Origin of the sequence: Cyclonatronum sp., assembly GCF_022565315.1 — a bacterium.
Classification (GTDB): domain Bacteria; phylum Bacteroidota; class Rhodothermia; order Balneolales; family Cyclonatronaceae; genus Cyclonatronum.
This window is the reverse complement of record NZ_JAIUMX010000001.1, coordinates 128,419-141,223: the sequence shown is the minus strand read 5'-3', so window position 1 is coordinate 141,223 and position 12,805 is coordinate 128,419. Positions and strand designations below refer to the sequence as shown.

The window sequence follows — 12,805 nt, the reverse complement described above, 5'->3', positions numbered from 1 at the left end:
CATCCTGACCCAGCGCGATGAACATGGCGGTGATGGCATTCGGGGAATGCGCGCCGTTGTTGTTCGCCCCGCTGATGAAGGCGCCGATGGTGGAAACGCCGTTGTGATAGTACAGGCTTTCGGGCTCAACACGGAGTGTTTCGATCAGTACGTTCCGCTTGATGACGGCCTCCGCGGTTACCCGCTTGCCGCGCGTGCGCATCACATTAACCTGCGAGGCTTTTTTGTCGGTCGCAAAGTTCGATTCGAGATAGAAGCGCGAAATGCCCGGGTAAGCATCCAGAATCCAGGAGCAGGCGGCAAAGGTTGCGCGGCCTACCATGTTCTGCCCTGCCGCATCGCCCGTTGCAAAGTTGAAGCGCAGGTAGGCGAATTTGTTGGAGAGGTACGAATCGATGTAGAGCAGCTTGGCTACGCTTGAGGTAGCCTCAGATTCCTCGCGGATGCGCGTCATGTTGGCCGGCTGATTGATCCAGTCCACAAAGTCGCGCGCCTGCCGCGCGTCTTCAAAAATAAACACCGGGGCCCGCTGCATGCAGTCAACCGAAACGGTGCACTTCACCCCGCCGGAAAGGTTCACGGCTTTAATACCGCGGTTGTAGGAAGCCACAAGGGTGCCTTCGGTTGTGGCGAGGGGCACGAGGAACTCGCCCTTGGCGTGCTCGCCGTTTACGAGAATCGGGCCGGCGAAACCCAGCGGAACCTGAACCACCCCGGTGAAGGCCTCACAGTTGCCTTTTGTGGTTTCCGGATCGATGGAGAAATGCGGGATGTGCCGCAGCTTGGTGTTGCTGTATTCTTCCACAAATTTTTGCCGCGCCTTTATAGCCTCGGGACTGTAATCGTTTTGCTTGTCGATGGGGATGCGCACTCTTTTTTCAGAAGCGTCGCCGAGGGCATCTTCCACTTTAACGCTGAGCTTGCCGACTTTCTCGGTGAGGAAGTTGAAGCGGATTTCGTGCTTGCCTTTCTCAAGGGGCTCGCCCTCCACGTGAAAAACGACGGCATCGCGCAGTTTCAGGTCGATATTGTTTTCTGCGGTAACTTCGCGGATGTTCATGCGGCGGCCGTCCTGCAGCTCTACGGTTACTTTGGAGGCCTCGTACTCGTGCCCGTTAATCATAATGCCGTAAACGCCCAGCACATTGGCATCGCTGAGGCGGTTTTTAGCTTCAAACCGAAAGCCGCTTTCGGTATTCATAAGGCTGCCGTAGGTGTAGAGTTTGCGCAGCAAAAGGCTTGGTATTTTAAACATAAAGTGTTCGGATTAAAGGATAGATGAGGTCGGAATCAAAAAGGAATATCTTTATTCAAAAATTAAAAAACACGCGCTTTAAAATGCTGATTATTTTGGTGAATAGCTACCATAACAGCGTTAAGGACGCCCTGGCCGGTGATTTCACACTGCTTAATCGGCCTTCGGAAACCAGCCGGATTTGGTCGGTATGGTGATGGTAGCTATTTTGCGCAGCACAAAATAGTCGTTCACCTTTGAATATCTACTGAAATAAGCCTCAGAGCCCATGAATTTCCGGATGCCGCATACCCTCACCCTGCTGTTTTTCCTGATGGTCGCTGCTCTCGCCGCAACCTGGATTATCCCGCAGGGCTCGTTTCAGACCGAGCTGAATGAAGCGGGCCGTCAGGTCGTAGTGCCGGGCACCTACGAAACGAGCGAGCGGGTTTTCCTGAGCCCGATGAACCTGTTCACCGGTATCCCGCGGGCGTTTGCCGCCGCGCAGGACATCATTTTCTTTCTGTTTATTATTGGCGGTGTTCTGGCCATCATCCGCAAGACGGGCACGGTTGATGCCCTGCTTGGCCGGCTGCTCGAAAACCTGGGGGATAAGCCACAGCTGCTGATCTTTACCGTGATCTTCGTTTTTGCGGTTGCCTCGAGTGCGATGGGGGCTTCCGGGGAGTACATCCCCTTTGTGCTCATTCTCGTGGCTCTTTGCCGGGCCATGAACCTCGACGCTATGACGGCCGTCGGCATCGTGATTGCCGGCTACGGCATCGGCTACGGCACAGCGGCCTTCAATCAGTACACGGTTGTAGTGGCGCAGGGCGTGGCCGATCTGCCCACCTACTCCGGCTGGCAGCTGCGGGCGGGCATACTTGTTCCGTTTGTGGCAATTGGCGCGCATCACGTGTGGTCGTATTCGAAAAAAGTTCAGCTTAATCCCGATGCAAGCCTGATGAAGGGCCTTAAAATTCCGGAGGGCGGCAAACCTCCAAAATCGTACCCGGATCTGACCTTAAGCCACATTCTCATCCTGGTTTCCTTTTTTGCGGCCCTGGGCACCGCCGTTTGGGGTATCGCAACCCGCGGATGGTACCTCACCGAACTCGGCGCTGCATTTGTGATTTTGGGGATTGTGACTGCAATTATCGGGCGCATCGGTCCAAGCGTGACCGCCAAAGAATTTGTGTCGGGCGCCATGAACCTCACCGAAACAGCCCTCCTGGTCGGGGTGGCCCGCGGTATAGCGCTTATGATGGAAGACGGGCAGATCCTGCACACCATCGTGCACTACCTGTCGATTCCGCTCTCCGCGGTAGGTCCCGAAATTGCCGGGGTAGGGATGATGATGATGCAGACCGTGCTCAATTTGTTTGTGCCTTCGGGCAGTGGTCAGGCCTTTGTAACCATGCCGTTGATGGCACCACTGAGCGACCTCCTCGGGATTTCGCGGCAGGTAGCCGTGCTCGCCTTCCTTTTCGGCGATGGCTTTGCCAACATGCTCGTGCCCACCAACGCCGTACTGATGGGCATTCTGGGGATGGCCGGTGTGCCCTACGACCGCTGGTTCCGCTTCTGTTTCCCGCTGCTGCTCAAGCTGCTCGCAGCCGGTGCCGTTGTGATCGTGTTGGCTATCATCTTTGGTTATTCCTAAGCAGCAGGCAAGAAACTAAGCCCGGGTCCGGCAGCGCCCCGCTTTTCAGGGTAAGCGTGCAGCATTGTTGCTGCTGCTAAGCAGCAATACCTGTAAGTCCGGGCCCAAGCTGAATGAGCTGGCTGACATGTAAAGCTGAAATTACGTTAAGTTCTCGCCGGGCTTTGGTGCTGTTTTGTTTTGGTAGCGCCTGCATCAAAAAAAGCTGGGCGCACCACACCGATTTGGGGTGTGGGGAGCAACCAACACTGACAGTGATGTGCACGGAGTCCCCCCCCCAAAAAAAACGGAAACAGGAATGGCTGTGGCGCTGAATTCAGCTTGAACATTTTGGTTAAGCGGTCATTTTTGGCAAAGTAACCGCTATCCGAAAACCGCTTTTAATGGATTGACAGCATAAATTGCTATTTTAGACAGAAGCTTCAGCGACTGTTTCAGGAATCAGGGTTTGGCCGGGCTTCAAACCGGTACTGTTTTACAATACCCTGAAAATGCGGGAAGAATTATTCACATTACTTTGATGCGGAGAGGGTTGAATGGCCTGCTCCGTCGGGACTAAACAGGAGAATATCGTGGGAACCTTACTCATTATCGGGCTGCTCAGCTATCTGATTGGCGCCATCCCGTCCTCTTTGTGGGCCGGCAAACTCTACAAAAAAATAGACCTGCGGAATTACGGAAGCGGCAACCTCGGTGCGACCAACACCTTCCGGATTTTAGGCTGGAAAGCCGGCGTAGTGGTCGGTTTGCTTGACTTCGGCAAGGGCTTCATTGCTGCGTTTTATATCTCCGGTATTGCAAGCGGCTCAATCCCGACGGTTTACTCCGGCTGGGAAACAGAAGTTTTTGTGATGATTTATGCGGGTCTGATGGCCGTAATCGGCCATATGTACTCCCTGTTTGCTAAGTTTAAGGGCGGCAAAGGGGTGCTTACGGCCTGCGGTATGTTGTATGCAATCGAGCCGGTTTCCATTAGCCTGGCGCTGCTGGTTTTTATCACGGTGCTGTTTACCAGCCGCTATGTTTCGGCAGCCTCCATTATCTCATCCATCATGTATCCCATTTTCCTTCTGATGCTGCGCTACGGGTTTGATTACGCCATCGACGGCAGTCTGATGGTCATCACGGCCGCGCTTGCCATCACAATCGTGATAAAACACCGCAGCAACATTCGCCGGCTGCTGGATGGTAACGAAAACCGCATCAGCTCTTTTAGTCCGGCCAAAGGCCGCATCAACGAAGAACAGGCCGGATAAGGCGGTCAACCCATTTTTATGATATCAAAGCCAGAAGAATCCGCAAAAATGCGGGTCACGATTATTGGTGCCGGCAGCTGGGGCACAGCCCTTGCCCTGGTACTTGCTGACTCCGGCCATACCGTTAAGCTGTGGGCTCGTGAGCCGGAAGTGGCTTCCCGCATCAACAGCCACCACAGCAACCCAAGCTATCTGAAGGGCTGCCCCCTGCCTGAGAGCATCACCGCAAGCGCTCACTATGCCGAAGCCCTCGCCGGTGCACAGGTTGTGCTTTTTGCGACGCCCTCGCACGTGCTCCGCACCGTGGCAAGCAGCGTAAAAAGCCTGCTTGAGCCGCATCAGCTGGTCATCAGCGTGGTGAAAGGCATCGAAAACGACACCTACTACACCATGACACAGGTGCTGCGCGAGGTGCTTGCCGGTGTTATTTCCGAAGATCAGATCAGTACCCTGTACGGGCCGAGCCATGCCGAAGAAGTTGCCACCCGCAAACCGACCGCGGTTGTAGCTGCGAGCTATTCAGCAAGTACGGCCAAAACCGTGCAGCAGCTGTTCACAAGCCCAATGTTCCGGGTGTACATCAACCGGGATATTCTGGGGGTGGAAGTTTCCGGATCCATCAAAAATATCATGGCCATTGCCGCCGGTGTGGCCGAAGGCGCCGGTTTCGGGGATAACGCCATCGCAGCGCTGGTAACCCGGGGCCTGCAGGAAATGAAGCGCCTCGGCATGCGTCTCGGGGCCTCACAGGATACCTTTGCGGGCCTTGCAGGCGTGGGCGATCTCGTGGTTACCTGCACCAGCGGGCACAGCCGCAACCGCACCGTGGGCAAACGTATCGGGCAGGGCGAAAAGCTCGACGACATCATCAGCCACATGAACATGGTGGCTGAGGGCGTAAAAACAACCCGCAGCGTGTACGGATGGGCCCAAAAACTGGGCGTTGAAATGCCCATAACCGAAGCCGTACATGCCGTGCTCTTTGAAGGTCTTAACCCGCGTGACGGCGTGTACCGCCTCATGACCCGCGAGCAAAAAGAAGAAATTTTGTATTAGGCCCGGTGCGGATCACCCCAAATAACAAGCCGGGGGGCTTTCCTGATTTGGCACTAAAGCCCTACTTTTAAAGCTTAATTCCGCTCTTCCGAAACGATATACGCGCGGATCGTGTAGTTCGTTAGCTAAATCACAATGCTGAAAAACTGCTGCAGCATTGTTAACATCTCAGATTTACGCTCTTTTTATTTCGCCATGTTTAAAATTCCGCCTGCCACAAGCTCAATGTCGCTTGGCGACCTCAAACGTTTTATCAAGACGGGTGAAGGCACCTTTCTGGAATTTAAGCGCACCATTTCATCCCCCGAAAAAATTGCCCGCGAAGTGTGCGCCTTCGCCAATACCAAAGGCGGTACGCTGCTTATAGGCGTTGATGACAACCGGACCCTCATCGGCGTTGACAGCTACTACGAAGAAGGATATCAGCTGATTGAAGCCCTCACCGTGCTTTGCGATCCGCCCCTTGACTACAAGATTGAGCTGCTTGAAATGGGTCAGCGGGAAATCGTAATTGTGAAGGTTGAAGAGGCAGAGAAAAAGCCGGTTTATGTGAAGCACAACGGCAAAAGTGCCGTGTACATCCGGCAGAAAGACAAGAGCGTGCAGGCGAGCAAAGAGCGGGCAGCCCTGCTCCGCACCGAAAACCGGGATACCGGCATCACCTTTGAATATGGTGAGAATGAGCAGCGCTTATTTCGCTACCTTAACGAGTATCAGAAAATTACGGTAAACGAATACGCAAAGCTCATCAACCGAAGTAAATACAAATCATCCCGTATTCTGATTAATCTTGTGAGCATCGGGGTGCTGAACCTTTTTTCAAAAGACGATCAGGAGTTCTTTACCCTGTCCAACAAAACATTTTGAATCTCATTCACGGGCGGGATCGCACGCTTTTGCCCCTTCTGTTGTTTTTGGTAACTTACGGGTGTTTAGGGTGATGATGTAATAAGCGACACCTGCACTTCATATTATTGATACTGAAACATTCAAGCTACTATTCTGCTGACATGAACACTACTGAAAAAGAAGTTATTGAAATTACCGAACGCGCTGCGCGTCAGATCCGCAAACTGATGAGCGAGGGTGAAAACCAGGACAAGCCTTACCTCAGGGTTGGCGTGAAAGGCGGCGGCTGTTCGGGCTTGAGCTACATTATTGATTTTGATGAAGCCGGCGAGATGGATACCATTTCAACCATCCATGATATCCCCGTTGTGGTCGATAAGCGGCAGGCGCTGTACCTGTACGGCACCGTTCTCGATTTTAAAGACGGCCTCGATTCCAGAGGCTTCATCTTCGAGAACCCGCAGGCAAGCAGCACCTGCGGCTGCGGATCATCGTTCAGTGCCTGAGCCTGAGCCGAACACGCCCTGTTTTAAATTAATCACCTGCTCCGTTAACCGGCTGCAGGTGATTTTTTTTGGGGGATGTGCTTTCGGGCCTGCCGCAGCTGCTGAGCGAGTTACCGGGGAAAGTAATCAGGCAGCTTAGGTGCCGCCCTTGCGGCTTCAGGGTGCCATCCGGTTTAAGCCTGAAAAATCCGTATATTTAAGGCTAATTCAGAATTATTCCCGTGTTCAATAGGAAAGCATTTACTGAGGGAAGATCAACAGAGATTTAAACACGGCCGAACAGCCGTTTGTCAAACCGGTGTACATTTCGTGAGCACTACAAACACAGACCTTAAACCTGAAATTAACGAGCAGGCGCTGCAGTATCAGCTGCTTTGGATGCGCCGCCATCTGCATCAGAACCCGGAGCTGAGCTGGGGCGAGTATGAAACCTCGCGCCTGGTGATTGAAAAACTGCGGGCGATGGGCCTTGAGGTCGTAACCGGCCTGGCCCAGACAGGTTTCTACACCGATATCAGTTCCGGCAGGCCCGGCCCCGGTATCGCATGGCGTGCCGATATGGACGCCCTGCCCATCGAAGACGAAAAAGACGTGCCCTATGCTTCCAAGCGCAAAGGCATCGCACATATGTGCGGCCACGACGTGCACACTACCATTGCCTTCGGCCTTGTGAAGCAGCTGCTCACCCGCCGGGATGAAATAAACGGCACCATCCGTGTTTTCTGGCAGCCTGCCGAGGAGCAGCAGCCCTCCGGCTCCCCCGATATGATCCGTGACGGCGTGCTCGAAGGCATCGACGCGGTGTACGGCATGCATTGCGATCCGAATACAGCAAGCGGCAAAATAAGCCTGCGTCCCGGCGCCGAGACCGCCGCTTTTGATGCCTTTCAGTTCGAGATAGACGGCGGCTCAACCAACCATTCCGCACGCCCGCACCGCTCCCCCGATGCTATGTGGGTGGGGCATCAGCTTGTGCAGAACATCTATCAGTTTGCCGGCCGCATGATTAATGCGCTGGAGCCCACCGTTGTATCGGTCTGCAAGTTCAATGCCGGAAACGCCCTGAATGTGATCCCGCGCCATGTGTATGTGGGCGGCACGGTTCGCACGGTAGCTGAAGACAAGCGCGACTACATCAAAGGCTACCTCAGCCGCCTTGCCGACAGCCTGGCCGAACTGTACGGCGTCAAAATCAGCTACGATTTTGGCCTGGGTGCTCCGGCCGTAGTTAACCATCCCGCGCTGTATGCCTTTGCAAAAAATCATGTGGCCGAAACCCTCGGGCCTGATAATATCGAAAGCCGCCCGCAAAGCATGGGCGCAGAAGATTTTGCGTTTTACAGCAGCGAGCGACCGGCCCTGTTTATCCGCGTGGGTACCTGCAACGGTCCTGCAACCGCACACCCGCTGCACAGTTCGCTGTTTGACATTGATGAAAGTATTCTTGCCCCGACAGCAATTTACATGGCCGATTTGCTGATTAAGCACTCGCAGACTGACCTTAACATTTAAACGACTCATACCATCAGAAAGCCGTGAAAGTATTAAAATTCGGCGGCACCTCCATGGCCGATGCGCAGGCATGGAAACGCGTACTCGATATTGCCGGTGCCACGGGTGCCGGTACCATTACGGTAGTATCCGCCACATCCGGAACAACCAACAGCCTTATTCTTGCCGCTGAGACCGCCAGAACCGGCTCGCTCAAAGAAGCGCAGCGGATCTCAGCCGAGATCGGCGATAAGCACCGCAAGCTGATCAGCAGCTTCTTCGCGCTCCCTGAAGTTACCGACCGCAGCGGTTCGCAAACCTGTGAGCAGCATATCGCTGCCCTCATCAGTCTGCTCGATAACTACCTTTTGGGCATTCACACCCTCGGTGAGCTCAGCCCAAAATCCCTCGACGCCGTTTCAAGTATCGGGGAGCGGCTCAGTTCGTTTCTGCTTGCCGAATGCGCCAAGGCAATCGGCATACCTGCGGTCTGGATCGATGCTGCCGAGGTGATGAAAACCAGCTCCGAGTACGGCAAGGCCGCACCTGACATGGATGCCCTCTTTGAGCGTGCCCGACGGGTAGCCCATCATTCTGCCAACGGCCGCTACCCGATTATGGGCGGCTTCTACGGCTCTGATGCTTCCGGTACCATCACTACGCTCGGGCGCGGGGGTTCCGACTACTCCGCGAGCCTCATCGGGCTGGCTCTGGGCGCTTCCGCCATCGAAATCTGGACAGACGTAAGCGGCATGTACACCAGCGACCCGCGCTTTGTGCCCCGGGCATTTTCCATCAAGGAGCTAAGCTTCAGTGAAGCGGCCGAGCTTGCGTACTTCGGCGCCAAAGTGCTGCATCCGGCAACCATACAGCCGGCGGTCGAGAAAAACATCCCCGTTTATGTGAAAAACACCTTCGAGCCGGAGCACCCCGGTACCCGGATTTTCTCGGATGCCGATGCCGACTCGCCGGTACGCGCCATTGCCTTTAAGAAGGATATCACCGTGATTACCGTCATTTCATCGCGCATGCTGCTGGCCTGGGGCTTCCTTGCGAAGGTTTTTGCTATCTTTGAAAAGCATCAGGTTTCTGTAGATCTGGTTTCAACGAGTGAAGTTTCCATCAGCATGACTGTCGATAAAAAGACGCGCCTTGATGCGGTGCAGAAAGAGCTGGAAGATATCGCAAGCGTCAAGATCTACCACAATCAGGCCCTGATTTCACTGGTTGGTAAAAACATGATGCAGAGCAAAGGCGTAGCCGCGAAAGCCTTTGATGCGCTGGCTGAGTTTCCCATCCGGATGATCTCGCAGGGAAGCTCCGACATCAACCTTTCCGTTGTGGTTGAGAACGAGCACGCCGTTGAAGCCGTGCTTGCCCTGCACGATACCTTTTTCCCGAACCTGCCAAGCCCGGTGAACGCATGAGTGCCGCACCGCTACCTCCTGCCCGCAAACTTGCCCTCATCGGCGACGGCCGCATGGGCACGCGCCTGAGCGAACTTGCGCCATCGCATGGTTTTGAAACCGTGCTTCAGTTGGGTGAAGCGAACAACGCGCGCGGAGCGGGCATCACGGCGGAGAATTTTGCCGGGGCAGAAGTTGCGATTGATTTCACGCACCCCGCAACAGCGGTAACGCACATCCGCCGTACGCTTGAGCTGGGTGTGCCGATTGTTGTGGGCACAACGGGCTGGCTTACCGAAAGTAACAAAGCCGAAATCGAAGCGCTTGTTTTGCAGTTTGATGGCCGCCTTTTGTACGGCTCTAATTTCAGCCTGGGCGTACAGCTGTTTATGAAGCTTGCCCGTGAGGCGGGCCGTCTGCTCGGCAATGCGCCGGGTTTCGATGCCGCCCTGCATGAAGTGCACCATACCGGCAAGGCAGATGCCCCAAGCGGTACCGCCATCACCCTGGCGCAGCAGTACCTGAGCGGTGCCGGCCGCTCCACGGCTGCTCACAGCTACGGCACTCCGGAGCGGGGACTGGCAGATACCGCCAAACTTCGGGTGAGTGCACAGCGGCTGGGCGGGATTTTCGGCGAACACAGCCTGCGCATCAATTCTGAGTGGGACGATATCGAACTCACACACCGGGCCCGCAACCGGGACGGCTTCGCCGCCGGTGCGCTGCGGGCCGCCGCCTGGCTGGCCGATCAGCAGCAGCCGGGGTTCTTCCTCATTGAGGATGTAGTTGAGGAAATCTTGGGCGGCAGTCAGCAAAAAATCGGATAATTGTATTAAAAAATAAATCTTTCACTAAACAGTAAATTAATTTATTATGGCACTTTACGACACTCTGCTCGCAGATCTGAAAGAATCCATGAAAGCGCGGGAAGAGCGCCGCACGCTGGTGCTTCGCTCCCTGAAGTCGGGCGTGCTCGAGAAGGAAATCACCAACCGTACCGGCGGAGCGCGCAGCGAAATAACCGACGAACTCGTGATTGAAGTTATCACCAAGGCCGCCAAACAGCGCCGGGACTCCCTGGATCAATACCGCAATGCCGGCCGCGAAGACCTCGCCGAAATTGAAGAGCAGGAGCTCGCCATTATCGAAACCTACCTTCCCAAACAGCTCAGCAAAGAAGAAGTTGAGGCTATTGTAGATGAGGTCATTGCCCAAACCGGCGCCGCCTCTGTGAAGGATATGGGCAAGGTGATGGGGCAGCTGATGCCCAAAGTTAAGGGCAAGGCCGACGGCAAGCTGGTGAACACGGTTGTAAGAGAACGGCTCGGCGCCTGAGGTAAGGCATGGCGCTTACCTTCATCGATTTCCTGATTCTGGTGCCGCTTGCGGTAGCCGGATTTACCGGCTTCCGCAACGGACTGCTCCGCGAAGTGCTCGGTCTGGGCGGCGTGCTGCTGGCTCTGTTTCTGGGATTTCGCTACATGACGGAGGTGCGCCTCTGGCTGCAGCCTTACGTGAACACCGAGGAGGTCTGGCTTTCGGTGCTGGCTTTTGTGTTTATATTCGGCCTTGTTTTTGCCGCTATGCAGCTGCTCATCCGCATCCTTGAAGGCGTGCTGAAGGCTGCGCTGCTTTCCGTTCCGAATAAACTTTTGGGCATGCTGTTCGGCCTGTTTAAAAGTGGTTTATTCCTGAGTCTCCTTTTTATTTTGCTGCTCGCCTTTGAACAGCCGTCCGAGCAGGCCCGCGAAGAATCTGCGCTCTATCCTATTATTGTTCGGGTTGCGCCCATGGCTTATGATGTGCTGGCGTATTTTTACCCGAATACGGATAGCTTTGCGGAATCTGTTGAGGATGCGCTCAGGCGTCTTCAGCCGGAGTAATACCGAACCTTATTTTTTTTTGGTGATGCGGGTTAATGTACTTCCTCTCCCCCATCACAACCTTTCAATTATCTAACACCTTAAATCTTGATATGAATTTTTTACCAGTTGGTGGACAGCTTGAAATCATACGTCGGGGTACGACTGAAATCATCCCTGAGGACGAGCTGAAAAACAAGCTGCAGCGCTCTCTTGATTCGGGAAAACCGCTGCGGATTAAGCTGGGCTGCGACCCCACCCGCCCTGACCTGCACCTGGGCCATTCCGTAATTCTGCGCAAACTGCGGCAGTTTCAGGATCTGGGGCATCACGCCATTCTCATTATCGGAGACTTCACCGGTATGATCGGCGATCCTACGGGGCAGAACAAGACGCGCCCCGCACTTACTGTAGAGGACGTGCGCGCTAACGGACAGACCTATTTTGAGCAGGCTGCCAAAATTCTGGATCCGGATAAAACCGAAATCGTGTACAACTCCGACTGGCTCGGTAAAATGAGTTTTGAGGATGTGATCAAGCTCGCATCAAGTTACACCCTCGCCCGCATGATTGAGCGGGATGATTTCACCAAAAGGTTTAAAAATGAAGATCCGATAGCGCTTCATGAGTTTTTGTATCCGCTGGCACAGGGGCAGGATTCTGTCCACCTGAAGTCAGATGTAGAGCTGGGCGGCATTGATCAGAAGTTTAACCTGCTGGTCGGGCGTCACCTGCAGAAGGAAGCGGGCCTGGAGCAGCAGGTGTGCCTGATGATGCCGCTGCTTGTGGGTACCGACGGCTCGCAGAAAATGTCGAAAAGCTACGACAACTACATCGGCCTCAATGATGCGCCAAACGATATGTACGGCAAAATGCTGCGGGTGCCGGATGAGCTGATTTACACCTACTTCGAGCTGCTCACCGATGTGCCCGTTCAGGAGCTGCCGGCGCTTAAACAAAAAGCCGAAACCGATCCGCGCAACAGCAAGCACGAACTCGCCTGGACCATCACCCGCATGTACTACGATGAATCCGCCGCTGATGCTGCCCGGGAGCATTTCGAGAAGACCATCATCAACAAAGAAATCCCGGACGAGATGCCGGAATTCCGATTTGAAGCAGGCAGTACGCACAAGATGGTGCACATCATCAAAGAAGTAAACTTTGCGCCAAGCAACGGCGAAGCCCGCCGCCTCATACAGCAAGGAGGTGTTTCACTGAACGGTGAAACCATTGAGGACGTAAATGCGGAGGTAACTTTTAAGACCGGCACGGAGCTCGTTCTGAAAGTGGGCAAGCGTAAGTTCGGCCGGCTGTTGGCCTGATTTCTTTTCGTACAGCTGAATTTTATTCGGATTGCAAAACCTGAAAAACCCCGTCTGATATTTGTCAGCCGGGTTTTTTGTTTGTGGTTTGAGTTTAGAAGCGGTAAATACTCCGCAGTGGTTTAGGCCAAAGTATTTTGTGCTGTGTTGTTCAGTG

12 protein-coding genes are annotated in these 12,805 nt (G+C 54.4%); 11 read left to right on the top strand and 1 reads right to left on the bottom strand.

Going from position 1 to position 12,805, the window contains the following annotated elements:
• On the bottom strand, nt 1–1,255 hold a 1,255-nt coding region (locus LAT75_RS00610; protein ID WP_291480669.1), incomplete at its 3' end, for a hypothetical protein.
• 268 nt (nt 1,256–1,523) lie between these two features.
• On the opposite strand from LAT75_RS00610, the gene LAT75_RS00605 reads away from it, so the two are divergent.
• The 11 genes from LAT75_RS00605 to tyrS all read left to right on the top strand — a co-directional run bounded on the left by LAT75_RS00605 (nt 1,524) and on the right by tyrS (nt 12,648).
• Nucleotides 1,524–2,897, top strand: a complete 1,374-nt coding sequence (locus LAT75_RS00605) for a TIGR00366 family protein (RefSeq protein WP_291480668.1) — start codon at nt 1,524–1,526, stop codon at nt 2,895–2,897.
• Nucleotides 2,898–3,469: 572 nt separating this feature from the next.
• Nucleotides 3,470–4,153, top strand: a complete 684-nt coding sequence (gene plsY / locus LAT75_RS00600) for a glycerol-3-phosphate 1-O-acyltransferase PlsY (RefSeq protein ID WP_291480667.1) — start codon at nt 3,470–3,472, stop codon at nt 4,151–4,153.
• Between the two features lie 18 nt (nt 4,154–4,171).
• Nucleotides 4,172–5,209 (top strand): NAD(P)H-dependent glycerol-3-phosphate dehydrogenase, encoded by a 1,038-nt coding sequence (locus LAT75_RS00595; RefSeq protein ID WP_291480666.1) that lies wholly within the window; start codon nt 4,172–4,174, stop codon nt 5,207–5,209.
• Nucleotides 5,210–5,404: 195 nt separating this feature from the next.
• Nucleotides 5,405–6,076: an ATP-binding protein gene (locus tag LAT75_RS00590; RefSeq protein ID WP_291480665.1), complete on the top strand. Its 672-nt coding sequence runs from the start codon at nt 5,405–5,407 to the stop codon at nt 6,074–6,076.
• A 143-nt stretch (nt 6,077–6,219) separates the two neighbouring features.
• On the top strand, nt 6,220–6,564 hold the full coding sequence (locus LAT75_RS00585) for an iron-sulfur cluster assembly accessory protein (RefSeq protein WP_291480664.1): 345 nt from the start codon (nt 6,220–6,222) through the stop codon (nt 6,562–6,564).
• Between the two features lie 309 nt (nt 6,565–6,873).
• Nucleotides 6,874–8,076 (top strand): amidohydrolase, encoded by a 1,203-nt coding sequence (locus tag LAT75_RS00580; RefSeq protein ID WP_291480663.1) that lies wholly within the window; start codon nt 6,874–6,876, stop codon nt 8,074–8,076.
• A 23-nt stretch (nt 8,077–8,099) separates the two neighbouring features.
• On the top strand, nt 8,100–9,482 hold the full coding sequence (gene lysC / locus LAT75_RS00575; protein WP_291480662.1) for a lysine-sensitive aspartokinase 3: 1,383 nt from the start codon (nt 8,100–8,102) through the stop codon (nt 9,480–9,482).
• Nucleotides 9,479–10,288 carry a 4-hydroxy-tetrahydrodipicolinate reductase gene (gene dapB, locus LAT75_RS00570; protein ID WP_291480661.1) on the top strand — a complete coding sequence of 270 codons (810 nt, stop codon included), beginning with the start codon at nt 9,479–9,481 and terminating at the stop codon, nt 10,286–10,288. The genes lysC and dapB overlap by 4 nt, the downstream gene beginning before the upstream one ends.
• A 46-nt stretch (nt 10,289–10,334) precedes the next feature.
• On the top strand, nt 10,335–10,796 hold the full coding sequence (locus LAT75_RS00565; RefSeq protein WP_291480660.1) for a GatB/YqeY domain-containing protein: 462 nt from the start codon (nt 10,335–10,337) through the stop codon (nt 10,794–10,796).
• A gap of 8 nt (nt 10,797–10,804) precedes the next feature.
• Complete coding sequence (locus LAT75_RS00560) at nt 10,805–11,344, top strand: CvpA family protein (protein WP_291480659.1); 540 nt, start codon at nt 10,805–10,807, stop codon at nt 11,342–11,344.
• A 92-nt stretch (nt 11,345–11,436) separates the two neighbouring features.
• Complete coding sequence (gene tyrS / locus LAT75_RS00555) at nt 11,437–12,648, top strand: tyrosine--tRNA ligase (RefSeq protein WP_291480658.1); 1,212 nt, start codon at nt 11,437–11,439, stop codon at nt 12,646–12,648.
• The last annotated feature ends 157 nt before the right edge of the window (nt 12,649–12,805 follow it).